The sequence below is a fragment of the Kocuria himachalensis genome (assembly GCF_054784195.1).
The window spans coordinates 36601-52924 of record NZ_BAAGPL010000018.1; the positions used below are offsets into that span (position 1 = coordinate 36601).

The 16324-nt window shown below is 71.9% G+C and carries 12 protein-coding genes and 2 tRNA genes; 8 read left to right on the forward strand and 6 right to left on the reverse strand.

Features of this window, described 5'->3' with window-relative positions; all coding sequences use genetic code 11:
- Nucleotides 1-47 precede the first annotated feature (47 nt).
- The 4 genes from ilvC to ACYVM4_RS12325 form a co-directional block, all read right to left on the reverse strand.
- A complete protein-coding gene (gene ilvC, locus ACYVM4_RS12310) occupies nucleotides 48-1073 on the reverse strand; it encodes a ketol-acid reductoisomerase (RefSeq protein ID WP_368822236.1) in 1026 nt (341 codons plus the stop codon).
- 103 nt (nucleotides 1074-1176) lie between these two features.
- Complete coding sequence (gene ilvN / locus ACYVM4_RS12315) at nucleotides 1177-1686, reverse strand: acetolactate synthase small subunit (protein WP_058874672.1); 510 nt, start codon at nucleotides 1684-1686, stop codon at nucleotides 1177-1179.
- A gap of 3 nt (nucleotides 1687-1689) precedes the next feature.
- Complete coding sequence (locus tag ACYVM4_RS12320; protein WP_368822238.1) at nucleotides 1690-3582, reverse strand: acetolactate synthase large subunit; 1893 nt, start codon at nucleotides 3580-3582, stop codon at nucleotides 1690-1692.
- Between the two features lie 288 nt (nucleotides 3583-3870).
- Nucleotides 3871-4887, reverse strand: coding sequence for an NAD(P)-dependent oxidoreductase (locus ACYVM4_RS12325; RefSeq protein ID WP_460668730.1), 1017 nt, complete (start codon nucleotides 4885-4887; stop codon nucleotides 3871-3873).
- Between the two features lie 157 nt (nucleotides 4888-5044).
- Between ACYVM4_RS12325 and ACYVM4_RS12330 the strand changes: the two genes are divergently transcribed.
- A tRNA-Lys gene (locus tag ACYVM4_RS12330) sits at nucleotides 5045-5120 on the forward strand.
- Between the two features lie 277 nt (nucleotides 5121-5397).
- On the opposite strand, the gene ACYVM4_RS12335 is transcribed toward ACYVM4_RS12330, so the two are convergent.
- Nucleotides 5398-5934 carry a MarR family winged helix-turn-helix transcriptional regulator gene (locus ACYVM4_RS12335; protein ID WP_368822240.1) on the reverse strand — a complete coding sequence of 179 codons (537 nt, stop codon included), beginning with the start codon at nucleotides 5932-5934 and terminating at the stop codon, nucleotides 5398-5400.
- Nucleotides 5935-6160: 226 nt separating this feature from the next.
- Here ACYVM4_RS12335 and bcp point away from each other — a divergent pair, with 226 nt between their 5' ends.
- The 6 genes from bcp to ACYVM4_RS12365 all read left to right on the forward strand — a co-directional run bounded on the left by bcp (nucleotide 6161) and on the right by ACYVM4_RS12365 (nucleotide 14156).
- The gene (bcp, locus tag ACYVM4_RS12340) at nucleotides 6161-6634 is read left to right on the forward strand and encodes a thioredoxin-dependent thiol peroxidase (RefSeq protein WP_460668731.1); all 474 of its coding nucleotides are present in this window, start codon (nucleotides 6161-6163) and stop codon (nucleotides 6632-6634) included.
- Nucleotides 6635-6671: 37 nt separating this feature from the next.
- A tRNA-Leu gene (locus ACYVM4_RS12345) sits at nucleotides 6672-6755 on the forward strand.
- A gap of 78 nt (nucleotides 6756-6833) precedes the next feature.
- Nucleotides 6834-8435 (forward strand): ABC transporter substrate-binding protein, encoded by a 1602-nt coding sequence (locus ACYVM4_RS12350; protein ID WP_460668732.1) that lies wholly within the window; start codon nucleotides 6834-6836, stop codon nucleotides 8433-8435.
- Nucleotides 8436-8546: 111 nt separating this feature from the next.
- Entirely contained in the window at nucleotides 8547-10031 is a 1485-nt protein-coding gene (locus ACYVM4_RS12355; RefSeq protein ID WP_368822243.1) for a malate:quinone oxidoreductase, read from the forward strand.
- A 265-nt stretch (nucleotides 10032-10296) separates the two neighbouring features.
- Nucleotides 10297-13470, forward strand: a complete 3174-nt coding sequence (locus ACYVM4_RS12360; RefSeq protein WP_460668733.1) for an efflux RND transporter permease subunit — start codon at nucleotides 10297-10299, stop codon at nucleotides 13468-13470.
- A gap of 251 nt (nucleotides 13471-13721) precedes the next feature.
- Nucleotides 13722-14156 (forward strand): MarR family winged helix-turn-helix transcriptional regulator, encoded by a 435-nt coding sequence (locus ACYVM4_RS12365; RefSeq protein ID WP_387610734.1) that lies wholly within the window; start codon nucleotides 13722-13724, stop codon nucleotides 14154-14156.
- A 19-nt stretch (nucleotides 14157-14175) separates the two neighbouring features.
- On the opposite strand, the gene ACYVM4_RS12370 is transcribed toward ACYVM4_RS12365, so the two are convergent.
- Nucleotides 14176-15000, reverse strand: a complete 825-nt coding sequence (locus ACYVM4_RS12370; RefSeq protein ID WP_368822246.1) for a transglutaminase-like domain-containing protein — start codon at nucleotides 14998-15000, stop codon at nucleotides 14176-14178.
- Nucleotides 15001-15171: 171 nt separating this feature from the next.
- Between ACYVM4_RS12370 and ACYVM4_RS12375 the strand changes: the two genes are divergently transcribed.
- On the forward strand, nucleotides 15172-16272 hold the full coding sequence (locus ACYVM4_RS12375) for a YihY/virulence factor BrkB family protein (protein ID WP_368822247.1): 1101 nt from the start codon (nucleotides 15172-15174) through the stop codon (nucleotides 16270-16272).
- The last annotated feature ends 52 nt before the right edge of the window (nucleotides 16273-16324 follow it).

The window sequence follows — 16324 nt, forward strand, 5'->3', positions numbered from 1 at the left end:
TCCCGGTGGGGAGGCGGCCCGGCGTGGTCGTGCGGAGCGCTCGCGGATCAGCGGGCCGCGGTGCCCTCGACGTAGTCGGCGTCCGGGGAGGTCCACGCGAAGAGCTTGCGCAGCTCGCGGCCGGTGACCTCGATCGGGTGGGTCTCCTCCTTCTCGCGCAGCTTCTTGAACTCGGGACCGCCCTGGTCTTGGTCCTCGATGAAGCGCTTGGCGAAGGTGCCGTCCTGGATGTCGGCGAGCACGGCCTTCATGTTCTCCTTGACCGCGGGGTTGATCACCCGGGGGCCGGAGACGTAGTCGCCGTACTCGGCGGTGTCCGAGATGGACCAGCGCTGCTTGGCGATGCCGCCCTCGACCATGAGGTCCACGATGAGCTTGAGCTCGTGCAGGACCTCGAAGTAGGCGATCTCCGGCTGGTAGCCGGCCTCGGTGAGGGTCTCGAAGCCGTACTGGACCAGGTGGGACACGCCGCCGCACAGGACCGCCTGCTCGCCGAAGAGATCGGACTCGGTCTCCTCGGTGAAGGTGGTCTTGATGACGCCCGCGCGGGTGCCGCCGATGCCCTTGGCGTAGGACAGGCCCAGCTCGAGGGCCTTGCCGGAGGCGTCCTTCTCCACGGCCACGAGGGCGGGCACGGCGCGGCCGGCCTCGAACTCGCGGCGCACGGTGTGGCCCGGGCCCTTCGGGGCGACCATGACGACGTCGACGCCCTCGGGGGCCTCGATGTAGCCGTAGCGGATGTTGAACCCGTGGGCGAAGAAGATCGCGTCGCCCTGCTCGAGGTTCGGGGCGACGGACTCGGCGTAGACGTGGCGCTGGACCTGGTCCGGCGTCAGGATCATGATGACGTCGGCTTCCTTGACGGCGTCCGCGACGGTGAGCACCCGCAGGCCCTCGGCCTCGGCCTTGGCCCGGGAGCGGGAGCCCTCGGCGAGCCCGATGCGCACGTCCACGCCGGAGTCGCGCAGGTTCAGCGCGTGGGCGTGGCCCTGCGAGCCGTAGCCGATGACGGCGACGGAGCGGTCCTGGATGATCGAGAGGTCGGCGTCGTCGTCGTAGAAGATCTCTGCCATGGGGTTGTCTCCTTGAAGCATGGGTGGGTGCGGCGGGTGCACCGCCGCGAGGTGGTTGGGGTGTCTGTGGGCCGGCGCCCGCGTCCACCGCCGCCCGGGGGCGTCAGTGGCGCAGGGCGCGGTCGCTCATCGACTTGGGACCACGTCCGAGGGCCAGCGTACCGGCCCGGACGATCTCCCGGACGCCGAACGGCTCCAGGATGTCCAGCAGCGCCCGGAGCTTCTCCGGGGCGCCGGTGGCCTCGATGACGAGCGACTCGGTGGAGACGTCGACAACGGTGGCCCGGAACAGGTCTGCGGCTTGGGTGACCTGCAGACGGGTCGCGGCGTCGGCGCGGACCTTGACCATGATGTGGTCGCGTTGCACCGACGACTCGGGGGTGAGCTCGACGATCTTGATGACGTTGATGAGCTTGTTCAGCTGCTTGGTGACCTGTTCGAGCAGCTCGCCCTCGGCGTCCACCACCACGGTGATGCGGGAGACGCCGTCGAGCTCCGTGGGTCCCACGGCGAGCGAGTCGATGTTGAAGGCGCGGCGCGCGAACAGTCCGGCCACCCGGGTCAGCACGCCCGGCTTGTCCTCGACCAGCACGGAGAGGGTGTGTCGGCTCATGGGTCAGTCCTCCTCGTCCCAGTCGGGGGTCATGTTGCGGGCGATCTGGATCTGGTCGTTGGACACGCCGGTGGGCACCATCGGCCACACCATCGCGTCGGCGGAGACCACGAAGTCGATCACCACGGGGCGGTCGTTGATCTCGAGGGCCTGCCGGATGACGTCGTCCACGTCCTCGTCCCGGGTGCAGCGCAGGGCGGCGCACCCGTAGGCGTCGGCGAGCTTGACGAAGTCCGGCACCATGATGCTGTCGTGGCCGGTGTTCAGGTCGGTGTTGGAGTACCGGCCGTCGTAGAACAGGGTCTGCCACTGGCGCACCATGCCCAGCGAGGAGTTGTTGATCACCGCCACCTTGATCGGGATCTTGTTGATCGTGCAGGTGGCGAGCTCCTGGTTGGTCATCTGGAAGCAGCCGTCGCCGTCGATCGCCCAGACCACGCGGTCGGGCTGGGAGACCTTGGCCCCCATCGCGGCGGGGACGGCGAAGCCCATGGTCCCCAGCCCGGCCGAGTTCAGCCACTGCCGGGGCCGCTCGTACTGCACGAAGTGGGAGCTCCACATCTGGTGCTGGCCCACGCCGGAGACGTAGACGGCCTCGGGGCCGGTCAGGGCGGAGATGCGCTCGATGACGTGCTGCGGCGACCCCAGCCCGTCGGCCGGCTTGGGGTAGCCCAGCGGGTAGGTGGCCTGCAGGCTGCTGAGCGCGGTCCACCACACGGAGAGGTCGGGGCTGCCGCCGCGCTCGAACTCCTGGCGCACGGCGGTCACGAGGTCCGGCAGGATCTCCTTGACGTCGCCCACGATCGGGACGTCCGCGGTGCGGTTCTTGGAGATCTCGGCCGGGTCGATGTCCGCGTGGATGATCTTGGCCGTGGGGGCGAAGGTCTCCAGGTGGCCCGTGACGCGGTCGTCGAAACGGGCGCCGAGGGTCACCAGCAGGTCGGCCTGCTGCATCGAGTACACGGCCGGGACGGTGCCGTGCATGCCGGGCATCCCGAGGTTCTGCTCGTGGGAGTCCGGGAACACACCCCGGGCGGTGAGCGTGGTCACCACGGGGGCGCCGGTCAGCTCGGCCAGCTCCATGAGCTCGGCGGCCGCGTCGGCGCGCATCGTCCCGCCGCCCACGTAGAGCACGGGCCGCTGGGCCGCCGCGATGAGCTTGGCGGCCTCCCGGATCTGCTTGGCGTGCCCGCGCGTCACGGGCCGGTAGCCCGGCAGGTCCATCCGGGGCGGCCAGCTGAACGTCATGGTGTCCTGCTGGGCGTCCTTGGCGATGTCCACGAGCACCGGGCCGGGGCGGCCGGTCGAGGCCAGGTGGAACGCCTCGGCGAGCACCCGGGGGATGTCCCCGGCGTGCGTCACCAGGTAGGAGTGCTTGGTGACCGGCATCGTCATCCCGACGATGTCGGCCTCCTGGAAGGCGTCGGAGCCGATCACCTTGGACGAGACCTGCCCGGTGATCGCGACCATCGGGATCGAGTCCATGTGCGCGTCCGCGAGGGCGGTGACGAGGTTCGTGGCGCCGGGGCCGGAGGTCGCGATGCAGACGCCCACGCGGCCCGAGGCGAGGGCGTAGCCCTCGGCGGCGTGGCCGGCGCCCTGCTCGTGGCGGACCAGGATGTGGTTGATCCTGTCCGAGTCCAGGAGCGGGTCGTAGGTCGGCAGGATCGCGCCGCCGGGGAGGCCGAAGACGTCGGTGACCCCGAGCTCCTCCAGCGCCCGGATGACGGCCTGGGAGCCGGTCATCTCCGTGGGGGCCACCGTGCTGCCCGGGCCCATGACGGACGGGACGGCGGGGACGGACTTCTCCGGGGCCCCGGGGGGCCGGTGGTCGGCGGCGGTCTCCGCGCGCTTGGTGGCCATCAGCGCTGGGCTGATCGGCTGTCCCTTGCTCATGTCACTGTCCTTCTGGTCTGGTCCTCTGGGCGGATGGTGCTGTTCCGGCTCGACTGTCGCTCCGCCGTGGACGCCGGGCAAGAAAAAAGGCCCTCGCGGCACCGGGAGGTGCGACAGGGCCCGTGCGCTCGACCGGTCGTCGGCTCAGGCCCCGCGTCCGACGAGGACGCGTACCGTGAGCTGGACGACACCGTGGCTGAGTTGCATGCTCCCATGCTCTGCCGCCCGCCCGGGCGTGTCAATCTTCGGACGCCGCGTCCCACGATGTGAGACACGGCACGTCCGGGTCTACCGGCCCCCCGCCGCCGGGACGTCGAGCCGGCCCTCCTGCTGCAGGAACAGCGGGCGCTCCCCCGCGGCGATGCGCTCGAACTGGGTCCGCAGCAGCCGCCGCACGCGCGGCCTGTAGGAGGTGCAGGAGCCCCCGGTGTGCGGGGTGAGGATCGCCCCGGGGGCGCGGAACAGCGGGTGGTCGCCGGGGAGGGGCTCGGGCTCGACCACGTCGAGCGCGCAGCGGAGCCGCCCGGACACGACCTCCTCGGTCAGCGCGGGGGTGTCGACCACCCGGCCGCGGCCCACGTTGACCACCAGGGCGTCGTCGGGCAGCAGGGACAGCACGCGGGCGTCGACGAGACCGTCGGTCGCCGGGCTCGCGGGCAGGGCCACCACGAGCACGTCGCCGCCGGGCAGCAGGGCCGGCAGCTCGTCGATGCCGTGCACGGGGCCGCGCTCGTCGGTGCGGGCACGGGAGGCCACCCGCGTGACCTCGACCTCGAAGGGGAGCGGCCGGTCGACCACGGCGGAGCCGATCTCCCCCACGCCCACCACCAGGACGCGGCTGTCGGCCAGGCTGCGGGTCTCGAAGCGGCGCCAGATCCCCTCGTGCTGCTGCCGCACGGCACGGTCGAGCTCCCGCTGGGCGGCGATCATCAGACCCAGGGCCAGTTCGGCGGTCCCGGCCGCGTGCACCCAGCCCGCGGTCGAGAGCGCGAGGTCCGGCCCGATGGCCTCCGGCACGCCGTCGAAGCCGGTGCTCTGCAGCTGCACGAGCCGCAGACGGGTCGCGGCGGGCAGGGCCGCGACCCAGTGGCCGGTGGAGTACGGGGCCACCGCCACGTCGATCTCGTCGGCGCGAGCCCCGACCGGGTCACCGGCCATGTCCCAGAGGACGTAGCGGAAGCCCGGGACGCGGGTGCTCAGGTGGTCCACCAGCTCCTGCTCCGGGAGGGAGACCACGCGGAGCTCGGAGAGCGGGACGGACGGGGTGGACGGTGCGGGGGTCTGCGCGGAGGGCATGAGCGCCATGCTAGAGGCCACCCCCGCCCGGGTGGGGGCGCCGAATGGACAAGGCGGGGCGAGCTGGTAGAGTACTCTCTCGTTGCGAGGCGGGACCCGGCGGAAGCCGGCCGGCGTGATTCGGCCCCCGGGCCGGGGACGTGCTACTGTTCTTGCCGCACCACCAGCGCCTCTAGCTCAATTGGCAGAGCAATTGACTCTTAATCAATGGGTTCTCGGTTCGAGTCCGAGGGGGCGCACCACAGAAGGACCTCACCGCGGAGCAGCGCGGTGGGGTCCTTCGTCGTCCGGCCCTCGTCCGATCGTGGTCAGCGGGCCCCGGGTCGCGGACGCGCCCCCTCCGCGCCAGGGGCTGCGGGGACCGGCCGCGGGCACGAAAAAACCCGGGGGTCGTCGTCGTCCCCCGGGTGCTCTCGCCGGAGATCACCACCTCGTGACCTCGCGCGTGCGCTCGCGCCAGGGTCCCCGACCCCGTGCCGGCCCGGACCGCCGGTGCGGGAACCGCAGGCCGCCACCGGCTCAGGAGGCGGTGTCCCCCTGTGTGCCGGCCTCGGCGATCTCCCGCGACTCCTCGGGCGTGGTCGCGTCGGCGGACCCGGCGTCGGTGACGGTCCCGTCCGGCTGGACCCGCAGCTTCCAGCGGGCGCCGCCGAGCGTGGTGATGATGTCGGCCAGCGTGCGGCGCAGGTTCTCGTCCGTGAGCAGCCCGTGGTCCACCAGCTCGTCCTCGAGCTGGGTGGCGGCCTCGAGGATACGCTGGCCCTCCGGGGTGATCGACACGAGGTGGCTGCGGCGGTCGTGGACGTTCTTGGACCGGGTGACGTGGCCGTGCAGCTCGAGCCGATGCAGCGTCTTGCCCATGGTCTGGGCCTGCACCCGGACGCGGTGCGCCAGCTGGGCCTGGGTCATGCTCCCCGCCGTCTTCAGCACGTCCAGCGCCATGACGCCCGCGTGGGTCACTCCGAGCGTGGCCAGGCGCTCGTTCCACGCGTGCTCCACGAGCCGGGCCGCGGTCGAGAGCAATCGGTTGGTCGGCCATTGAGTGGTGAAAGGCATGCAAAGCAGTCTACCGATCCGGAACCCGGAATACAGCATCATGCTAAGCAAACTTACGAGCATTTCTCTGCGCGTGAACGGGCGGTGGACCGGAACGCGCCTCCCGGACCGCCGGAGTCCCGGGCGAGCGCCGGTAGTGTTCGTGGTCGGGGGCCGTCCCGCGGCCCCGGCACTCGACCGGAGAGCACCACCGGAACCACCACCGGAACGACAGAGGAGCATCCCCATGGCAGCACGTCTCGAACCCGGCCGGCAGGCCCCCGACTTCACCCTGCCCGACGCCCAGTGCCGGACCGTCTCGCTCGCCGACCACCGCGGGCAGCGCGTGGTCGTCTACTTCTACCCGAAGGCCTCCACCCCCGGCTGCACCACGCAGGCGTGCGACTTCCGGGACAGCCTGGAGCGCTTCGCCGCGGACGGTCTCGCCGTGATCGGGATCTCCCCGGACCGCCCGGAGGCACTGGCGCGGTTCGCCGAGGAGCAGTCCCTCACCTTCCCCCTGCTCTCCGACGCCGACCACCGGGTCGCCGAGGCGTACGGGGCCTGGGGGGAGAAGAAGAACTACGGGAAGACCTACGAGGGCCTGGTGCGCTCCACCGTGGTGGTCGGCCCCGACGGCGACGTGGAGCTCGCACAGTACAACGTGCGCGCCACGGGCCACGTGGCGAAGCTGCGCCGCGACCTCGGCCTGGAGGGCTGAGGCTAGGATGGACGAGGGGCCCGGACGGGCCCCTTCGGCGCGAGTGGTGGAACTGGCAGACACGCAGGATTTAGGTTCCTGTGCCCTGACCGGCGTGCGGGTTCGAGTCCCGCCTCGCGCACCCGACGGCTCCCGGGCACGGCCCGTGGCCGGCCCACGACGACACCGACGACCGATCCGGCGAGGCAGCGAAGGACCCATGGCGCCCAGGCGAACCCCCCGCACCGCGGCCGCGCTCGCGCTCGTCGCGGGGCTCCTCGCCGGGTGCGCCCCCGCGGGCGAGGGACCCGAGGCCCCGACCGCCTCCCGGTCCGTGCCGAGCGCGGAGTTCGTGTTCGCCAACGCCGCCGCCGCCCCCACCCTGGACCCGGCCACGGTCAACATCCTCGAGACGTCACGGATCGGGGCCCAGATGCTCGAGGGGCTCGTCGCCGCGGACCCCTCCACGGGCGAGGCGGTGTCGGCCCTGGCGAGGTCGTGGGAGCGCTCCCCGGACGGGCTCACCTACACCTTCGACCTCCGCCGGGACGTGCGCTTCCACGACGGCACCGACCTGGACGCGGCGGCGGTGTGCGCGAACTTCGAGCGCTGGGAGGCCCTCGCCGCCGACGGGGCGCGGACCCCGTTCGCGACCGTCCTGCGCACGGGCGCACCCGGCGTCGACCCCCTCTACGCGGGGTGCGCCGCCGCCTCGGACTCCTCGGTGGTGCTCTCGCTGACGGCGCCGCACACCCCTCTGCTCCGGGCGCTCACGCAGCCCGCGTTCGGGATCGCGTCCCCCGCCGCCCTGGCGGCCGGCACGCACGAGACGCACCCCGTGGGCACCGGCCCCTTCCGCTACGAGTCGGGGGACGGGACGCACGTGGTGCTGAGCGCGAACGCGGACTACTGGGGCGAGCTCGGGGACATCGGCCGGCTCGAGTTCCGCACGATCGCCGAGCCCGAGCTGCGCTACGTGGCCCTGCGCCTCGGCCAGGTGGACGGCTACGACCAGGTGGGCCTGGACTCCTTCGCCCCCCTCGCCCGCGAGGGCGTGCAGGTGCTCCAGCGCGACCCGTACTCCGTGTCCTACCTCGGCATCAACCAGGACGTGGCACCCCTGGACGACCCCGACGTGCGGGCGGCGATCGCCGCCGCCGTGGACCGCGGCGCCATCGTGCGCGAGCACTATCCCGACGGCACCCGGGTGGCCGACCAGTTCCTGCCCGCACGCTTCGCGATGGACGGGACCGACCTGCGCGTCCCGTCCTACGACCCGCAGCGGGCGCAGGAGCTGCTGGAGGCCTCCTCCTACGCCGGCGAGCCGCTGCGCTTCTACTACCCGCGCAGCACCTCCCGCACCTACATGCAGCAGCCCGAGAAGATCTACGCCGACATCGCGGCCCAGCTCGTACGGGCGGGGTTCGTGATCGAGCCCGTCCCGGTGGACTGGTCGGACGGCTACGTGGAGCAGGTCCAGGACCCGGAGGGCGACCACGCCCTGCACCTGCTCGGCCTCAACGGCGGGTACCGCGACCCGGACTACTTCACGGCCGCGCTGTTCGGCGCCCCCGGCGGGGAGTTCGGCCTGGACGCCGGGTCCCTGTTCGGCGCGGTGAACCGCGCGGCGGCGCTGCCCGACGGCGAGGAACGCTCGAGCGCGTACGCGTCGATCAACAACCGCGTCTCCCGCCTGCTGCCCGCCGTCCCCCTGGCCCACCCGATCTCGGCGGTCGCCGTCGGCGACTCCGTGACGTCCTTCCCCCTGAGCTCCACCGGCAACGAGGTCTTCAACCGGGTGGACCTCGGCGCCGCGGAGTGAGCGCCGGTCCCGGCGCGCCCCGGCCGCATTCGGGGTTCGTCCGGGCGTGGCGCTAGTCTGATCCCGACCACTCACCGGCGCAGCGCCGGGCGTTCAACGGGAGCATCGACTGTGACATCACCTCAGGCAACGGAATCGACCGACGTCCTCCTGATCGGCGGAGGCATCATGAGCGCCACCCTCGGCGTGTTCCTCAAGGAGCTCGAGCCGCAGTGGGACATCACGATGCTGGAGCGCCTGGACCAGGTGGGCGCGGAGAGCTCCAACGTCTGGAACAACGCCGGCACGGGCCACTCCGCGCTCTGCGAGCTCAACTACGCGCCCCAGGCCGCCGACGGGTCCGTGAACCCGGAGAAGTCGCTCGGCATCAACGAACAGTTCCAGCTCTCCCGCCAGTTCTGGGCCTCCCTCGTGTCCGAGGGCAAGCTGGGCGAGCCCAGCTCGTTCATCAACCCGGTGCCGCACATGTCCCTCGTCTTCGGCGACGCCCACAGCGACTACCTGCGCCGCCGCTGGGAGGCCCTCCAGCCGAACAAGCTCTTCGAGCGCATGGAGTACACCGAGGACCGCGAGAAGATCGCCGAGTGGGCGCCGCTGACCATGCACGGCCGCGGCGCGGGGCGCGTGGCGGCGTCCTGGTCCCCCGAGGGCACCGACGTGGACTTCGGCGAGCTGACCCGCCAGCAGGTCGCCCACCTGCAGGCCCGGGGCGGCGAGGTGCGCTACGGCCAGCAGGTCCTCGACCTCGACCGGCAGTCCGACGGCACCTGGGTGGCGAAGGTCAGGAACCGTCTCAACGCGGAGGGCCACCGGCTCGTGCGCGCGAAGTTCGTGTTCGTGGGGGCCGGCGGCGGCGCCCTGCCGCTGCTGCAGAAGTCCGGCATCCGGGAGGCCAAGGGCTACGGCGGGTTCCCGGTCTCCGGCCTCTGGCTGCGCAACTCCGACGAGAACGTGGCGGCCCAGCACAACGCCAAGGTCTACGGCCAGGCGTCCGTGGGCGCCCCGCCCATGTCCGTCCCGCACCTGGACACCCGCTACGAGCACGGCCGGCGCGCGCTCCTGTTCGGCCCCTACGGCGGGTTCAAGCCCAACTTCCTGAAGCAGGGGTCCTACCTGGACCTGCCGCTGTCCGTGCGCCCGCACAACCTCTACCCGATGACCCGCGCGGGCCTGGCCAACCTGGACCTGGTGAAGTACCTGCTGAGCGAGCTGGCCAAGTCCAAGGGGCAGCGGGTCGAGGCGCTGCAGCAGTTCTACCCGACCGCCGACGGCTCGCAGTGGGAGCTGATCGAGGCCGGGCAGCGCGTGCAGGTCATGAAGCGGGACAAGGAGAAGGGCGGCGTGCTGCAGTTCGGCACCGAGCTCATCACCGCCGCCGACGGGTCCATCGCCGGGCTGCTCGGGGCCTCCCCGGGGGCGTCCACCGCGGTGCCCATCATGCTCAACCTCCTGGCGAAGTCCTTCCCGGCACGGATGTCCGGGTGGGAGCCGCGGATCAAGGAGCTCATCCCCTCCTACGGCGTGAAGCTCAACGACAACCCGCAGCTCGCGGACGAGGTCATGGGCCGCACCGCCCAGGTGCTCGGCATCAACTGACGCCGCACCGGCCGGCACGACGCCGGCCGGCACGGCATGGAGCGGCACCGCGTCAGCCGGCGCCGCGGCGCACGGCACCGACCTGCACGGCGCCCGCGGGACGAGGCCCCGGACCGACCGGTCCGGGGCCTCGTCGTCGCCGGGGCCGTCCCGGCCGCCCGGCCCCGGCGGCCCCGGTGACCTGTCGGTACGCGGCGGTACGCTGAGGGGCGTGCGTCCCGGTCCGGCCGGGACGCCCTCGACCTTCCCTCCCCAAGGAGCACGAGTGTTTCTCCTCGCCCGCGCGTCGATGGCCAACCGGGCCCTGATCGTGCTCATCACGCTGTTCGTCGCCCTCTTCGGGCTGCTCAGCATGCGCTCCATGAAGCAGGAGCTCATCCCCTCCCTGGAGATCCCCGCCATCAGCGTGGTCTCGGCGATGCCCGGCGCGTCCGCGGAGGTCGTCGACGAGCAGGTGGGCAGGCCGCTGGAGCGCGCGCTCAACATCGTGGAGGGCCTCGAGAGCTCGACGTCCACCTCCCGCAGCGGGCTGTCCAACATCCAGCTGGGCTTCGAGTACGGCACCGACCTGGACCGGGCCCGCAACCAGGTGGAGCGGGCGATCTCCAACGTGCGCACGCAGCTGCCCGACGACGTCGAGCCCACGGCGTTCGCCGGCTCCGTGGCGGACTTCCCCATCGTCTTCCTGGCCGTGTCCTCCGACGAGGACCTCAGCCCGCTCGCGGCCGACCTCGAACGACTGACCGTCCCGGACCTGCAGCGGATCGAGGGCGTGCGCTCCGCCGAGGTCAGCGGCGCCCCTGATCAGGTCGTCTCGATCCTGCCGGACCGTGCCGACCTCGCCCGGGCCGGCGCCACGCCCGCCGACATCAGCACCGCCCTGGAGGAGAGCGGCGGCCTGGTGCCCGTGGGCACCGTGGACGACGGGGCCACGACCCTTCCTGTCCAGGCCGGCTCCCCCCTCGACTCCCTCGAGGCCGTGGAGAACGTCCCGCTGCCCCTCCCGGAGGACGCGCCCGACGGCGCCGAGCCCACCACCGTCGGCGCGGTGGCCACCGTGGAGCTCGCCGAGCAGGAGCAGACCTCGATCACCCGCACCAACGGCGAGCCGACGCTCGCCCTGTCCGTGACCAAGACCCCGGACGGGGACACGGTGGGGATCTCCGGGTCGGTCGAGGAGATGATCCCGGAGCTCGAGGCGGACCTCGGCAACGGCGCCGAGATCACCGCGGTCTTCGACCAGGCCCCCTACATCGAGCAGTCGATCGAGGACCTCACGGTCGAGGGCCTCCTCGGGCTCGCGTTCGCCGTGCTCGTCATCCTGGTGTTCCTGGCGTCGCTGCGCTCGACGCTGGTCACCGCGATCTCCATCCCGCTGTCCCTGCTGGCCACGTTCATCGGGATCAACGCCCTGGGCTACTCGCTGAACCTCCTGACGCTGGCGGCGATCACCCTGTCCGTGGGCCGGGTCGTGGACGACTCGATCGTGGTGATCGAGAACATCAAGCGCCACTACGGGACGGTCGACCTGCGCACCGACCCCGCCAACGCGAAGCGCCGGGCCATCCTCACCGCCGTGCGCGAGGTCTCGGGCGCGATCACCGCCTCCACCCTCATCACGGTCGCGGTGTTCGTGCCCATCGCGTTCGTGGGCGACGTGACCGGTGAGCTGTTCCGCCCCTTCGCCCTGACCACGACCATCGCGCTGCTGTCCTCGCTCGTGGTGTCCCTGACCATCGTGCCCGTGCTGGCGTTCTGGTTCCTCCGGGACCCCCGTCTGGCCCGGAGGTCCCACCGGGCACCGGCGGGACGCCCCGCCCCCTGGGCCGGCACCGCGGCCGGGAGCACGGCCGGGACGCCGCCGCGGCTGGCCCAGGGCTACCTCCCGGTCCTGCGCGGCACCCAGCGTCACCCGTGGGCCACCCTCGGGGTGAGCGTCCTGGTCCTCGGCGGCACCGCCGCCCTGCTGCCGGTGCTGCCCACCAACCTGCTCGGGGACACGGGGCAGAACACGATGACGATCGAGCAGGACCTGCCGCCCGGGACGGCGCTGGCGGTGACCTCCGAGCAGGCGCGCCGCGCCGAGGAGGTGCTCGACTGGACCGAGGGCATCGAGGACGTGCAGGTCACCATGGGTCCCGGCGGCGGCTTCTCCGCGTTCCTGCCCGGCAGCGGCACCAACAGCGCCACCTTCTCCGTGACGACCGACGCCGCGGTGGACCAGGAGCGGCTGCGCCGCACCGTCGGCGAGCGCCTGGACCGGCTGGACGGCGCCGGGGAGTTCTCGGTGCAGGGCGCCCAGGGCTTCACGAGCAACGACGTCGAGATCTCCGTCAGCGCCACGGACCAGGCGACGCTGGCCGAGGCCGACGACGCCGTGGTGCGGGCCATGCGGGAGCTCGAGTCCGTCGAGCAGGTCACGAGCAACCTGGCCGCCACCCAGCCCACCGTCGTGGTCACGGTCGACCGGGCGGCAGCCGCCGGCCGCGGCCTGAGCGAGGAGCAGGTCACCGGGGCGCTCGCCGGCACCGTGAACCCCCTCCCCGCCGGGTCCATCGACCTGGACGCCGACTCGGTGGCCGTGACCATCGGTGAGGGCCGTGCCGTCGAGGACGTCGAGGCGCTGCGGTCCCTCCCGGTGCCGGCGGCGGGCGGGACCGTCCGGCTCGACGAGCTGGCCGAGGTCGAGGAGGCGCTCACGGTGGAGACCATCACCTCGAGCAACGACCAGCGCACCGCCACCGTGGCGGTCACCCCGGGCGGCGACGACCTCGGCGCCACGAGCGCCGCGGTCCGGGACGCCCTCGCGGGCCTGGAGCTGCCGCAGGGCGCCTCGGCCGAACTGGGCGGGGCCGCCACCGAGCAGGAGACCACGTTCCGGCAGCTCGGCCTCGCCGTGCTCGCCGCGATCGCGATCGTCTACGTGGTGCTCGTGGCCACCTTCAAGTCGCTGGTCCAGCCGCTGATCCTGCTCGTCTCGATCCCCTTCGCGGCGACGGGCGCGGTGCTCGCGCTGCTGGCCTCCGGGGTGCCGCTGGGCCTCGCCTCGCTGGTGGGCGTGCTGATGCTCGTGGGCATCGTGGTGACCAACGCGGTCGTGCTGATCGACCTCATCAACCAGTACCGGGGCCGGGAGCACGGCATGGATCTGGAGGAGGCCATCGAGAAGGGCGCGACCCGCCGGCTGCGGCCCATCGTGATGACGGCCCTGGCGACCATCCTGGCGATGACACCCATGGCGCTGGGCGTCACGGGCCAGGGCAGCTTCATCTCCCAGCCGCTGGCCGTGGTGGTGATCGGCGGACTGATCTCCTCCACCCTGCTGACCCTGGTGCTCGTGCCGGTGCTGTACCGGCTCGTGGAGGCGCGCAAGGAGGAACGGCACCGCGCCCGGGAGGAGCGGATCACGGCGCTGGCCGCGGCACCGGGCCGGACGTGACACTCGTCACCGTGCGCTCTTTCGTGGACGTTTGCTTTCGAAAATACAGGCTCCCATGCCTCGCGCCCTCCCTGCTCCGGTGCGCCGCAAGGTATCATCGCCGCTGGTCACACCCGGAATCGGCGCCCTGGTACGGTCGGCGCACCGGAGGTCCGGAGGAGGCACTCCCCGAAAGGGGGGACACCGTCGCCCGGTGCGCCGATGTAACCGGGTCGTAGCATTATCCTGTGACCCGCAGAGAAACAGATCGTGTGCAGAACAGCGCCGACGCCTGGGAGGCCCTTTTCAGGGCCCAGGTGACGGTCATGCGGCGTCTCCAGCGCCAACCCGAGTTCGCGGAGCTCTCCGCCCGCGAGTACGACGTCCTCTTCAACCTCTCCCGTTCCGACGAGACCGGCATGCGCCTCAACGAGCTCAACGAGTACGTGCTGCTCACCCAGTCCAGCCTCAGCCGGATGCTCGAACGTCTCGAGCTCAAGGGACTGGTGCACCGCTGGCAGGACCCGCAGGACCTGCGGGGGCTGCGGATCCGGCTGACCGACCGGGGCCGGCAGCTGCAGGTGGAGATCGCCGAGCAGTTCCGGGTGCACGTCCACGAGCTGATGTCCGCGGGCCTGGACCCGGAGGAGCTGCGCATCCTCACCCGCCTCGCCGACCGCCTGCGGGAAGCCGTCAACGACCTCTGACGCGGTCTCCCCCGCCGTCCTACAGCGGGAGGACGACCCGGGCCTCCGGGTCTTCGCGCCCGGGCGCGGAGGACTCCGCGGACACCTGCATCTCCCCCAGAGTGATCGCCCCCTGGAGCGTGGTCAGGAACGCCGTCTCCGAGGCGTCCGCGCCCGTGGCGATGCGCACGAACTCCGTGCGCGGGGCGAGCCCGGTGGCGTCGAGGACGTACCAGGCGCCGTCGTGCCAGGCCTCGACCACCGCGTGGAAGTCCATGGGGGACAGCCCGGGCGCGTAGACCGACACGAGCCGTGCCGGCACGCCGAGGCCCCGCAGCAGGGTGATGAGCAGGTGCGCGTAGTCCCGGCACACGCCCTGCCGGGTGAGGAACGTGTGCACGGCGGTGTCGGTGGCCGTCGAGGAGCCGACCACGTAGTCGAGGTGCTCGTGCACCCAGTCCCGCACCCGCTGGAGCGTTTCGTAACCGCCCTCCCGGGCCCCGGGGAAGAGGGCGTCCGGAGTGCCGGCCATCTCGTCGAAGGGGCAGAAGCGGCTCGGCCGGGTGTAGCGGACGAAGTCCACGGACTCCGCCGGAGGCGGTGAACCCGTCGGGCCGTCCAGCTCCAGCGCGTAGGACACCGTGCACTGCGCGCCGCCCGGGACCCGGGCCAGGTGCAGCCGGGTGCCGTGCAGGTCCTCCGCCTCCTCGAGCGCGACCTCGGTCCCGTCGACGTGCAGGCGCAGACGCTCGCCGGGACGGGCGCGACCCCCGGGACGGGCGGCCGCGAGGGAGAACACCGCGAGGTGGTCGGTCTCCGCCGCGAAGTCGACCTCCGCGGATACGGTGCGCCGGGTGGTGGGCACGAAGGGCCTCCTGGTAGGGGGAAACGCGGGACGGACCGGCGGTCCGTGCGCTCCATTGTCGCTCACGGGGCCGATTCATCAGTACACTGATCCACGAGACATCCCCCACACGCCCCGCCGCCGGCCGGAGTCCCCGCCCCGCACCCGGCGGCCGACCGCGAAGGACACAGCATGGTCCAGGACACCAAGCAGGACAGCCGCTCCAAGGAGCACACCGCACCGGACCCCGAGGACCCCCGCAAGCCCGACAGCCCCACCGAGATCAGCAAGCCCTCGTGGGGCTACGTCGTCAAGCGCGCGCTCTCCGAGTTCTCCAAGGACGACTGCACGGACCTCGCCGCATCCCTGACGTACTTCGCCGTGCTCTCGATCTTCCCCGCCCTGCTGGCCATCGTCTCCCTGCTCGGCGTCTTCGGCCAGGGCGAGGCCACGACCCAGGCGATCACGGACTTCCTCACCCAGTACGCCCCGCCGCAGCTGGTCGAGCTCCTCCGTGATCCCATCAACAACCTCACCACCAGCACCGGCGCCGGACTCGCCCTGGTCGTCGGCATCCTCGGCGCCCTGTGGACCGCGTCCGGCTACACGGGGGCCTTCGGCCGGGCCATGAACCGCATCTACGAGGTGGAGGAGGGCCGGCCGATCTGGAAGCTGCGGCCCATGAACCTCTTCGTGACGCTCATGCTGGTCCTCATCGTGGTCCTGATCATGGTCATGGTCGTGGTGTCCGGTGGCATCGCCCAGACCGTGGGCGACCTCATCGGGCTGGGCGCCACGACCGTGACCGTGTGGAACATCGCCAAGTGGCCGGTGGTGCTGGCCCTCGCGGTGCTCCTGCTCGCCGTGCTGTACTACTTCACCCCCAACGTCCAGCAGCCGAAGTTCCGCTGGATCGGCCTGGGCTCGGTCGTCGCTCTCGTCATGATGGCCCTGGCCGGGGCGGCCTACGCCTTCTATCTGACCAACTTCCCCTCGAACGAGGCCTACGGGATCATCGGGTCCGTGATCGGGCTCCTGCTGGGACTGTGGATCATGAACAACGTGCTGCTGCTGGGCGCGGAGATCGACGCCGAGGTCGAGCGCGGCCGCCAGCTGCAGGGCGGGATCAAGGCCGAGGAGACCATCCAGCTCCCGCCGCGCGACACCCGGCAGGTCGACAAGAAGGAGAAGAAGGAGGAGAAGCTCGTCGACCAGGGCCGCAAGCTGCGCCTCGAGCACGAGCACCTCGACTACTCGTCGGACGACTCCGGACAGGACTCCGGCAGGAGCTGACCGCCGTCCCCTGTGGGGGCGACCCGCGCGCGTGGAGCTCCTGGAGCTCGAC

Coding starts and splice junctions, on each gene's coding strand:
- ilvC (WP_368822236.1), bottom strand. CDS start 1,073: ATGGCAGAGATCTTCTACGACGACGACGCCGACCTCTCGATCATCCAG.
- ilvN (WP_058874672.1), bottom strand. CDS start 1,686: ATGAGCCGACACACCCTCTCCGTGCTGGTCGAGGACAAGCCGGGCGTG.
- ACYVM4_RS12320 (WP_368822238.1), bottom strand. CDS start 3,582: ATGAGCAAGGGACAGCCGATCAGCCCAGCGCTGATGGCCACCAAGCGC.
- ACYVM4_RS12325 (WP_460668730.1), bottom strand. CDS start 4,887: ATGGCGCTCATGCCCTCCGCGCAGACCCCCGCACCGTCCACCCCGTCC.
- ACYVM4_RS12335 (WP_368822240.1), bottom strand. CDS start 5,934: ATGCCTTTCACCACTCAATGGCCGACCAACCGATTGCTCTCGACCGCG.
- bcp (WP_460668731.1), top strand. CDS start 6,161: ATGGCAGCACGTCTCGAACCCGGCCGGCAGGCCCCCGACTTCACCCTG.
- ACYVM4_RS12350 (WP_460668732.1), top strand. CDS start 6,834: ATGGCGCCCAGGCGAACCCCCCGCACCGCGGCCGCGCTCGCGCTCGTC.
- ACYVM4_RS12375 (WP_368822247.1), top strand. CDS start 15,172: ATGGTCCAGGACACCAAGCAGGACAGCCGCTCCAAGGAGCACACCGCA.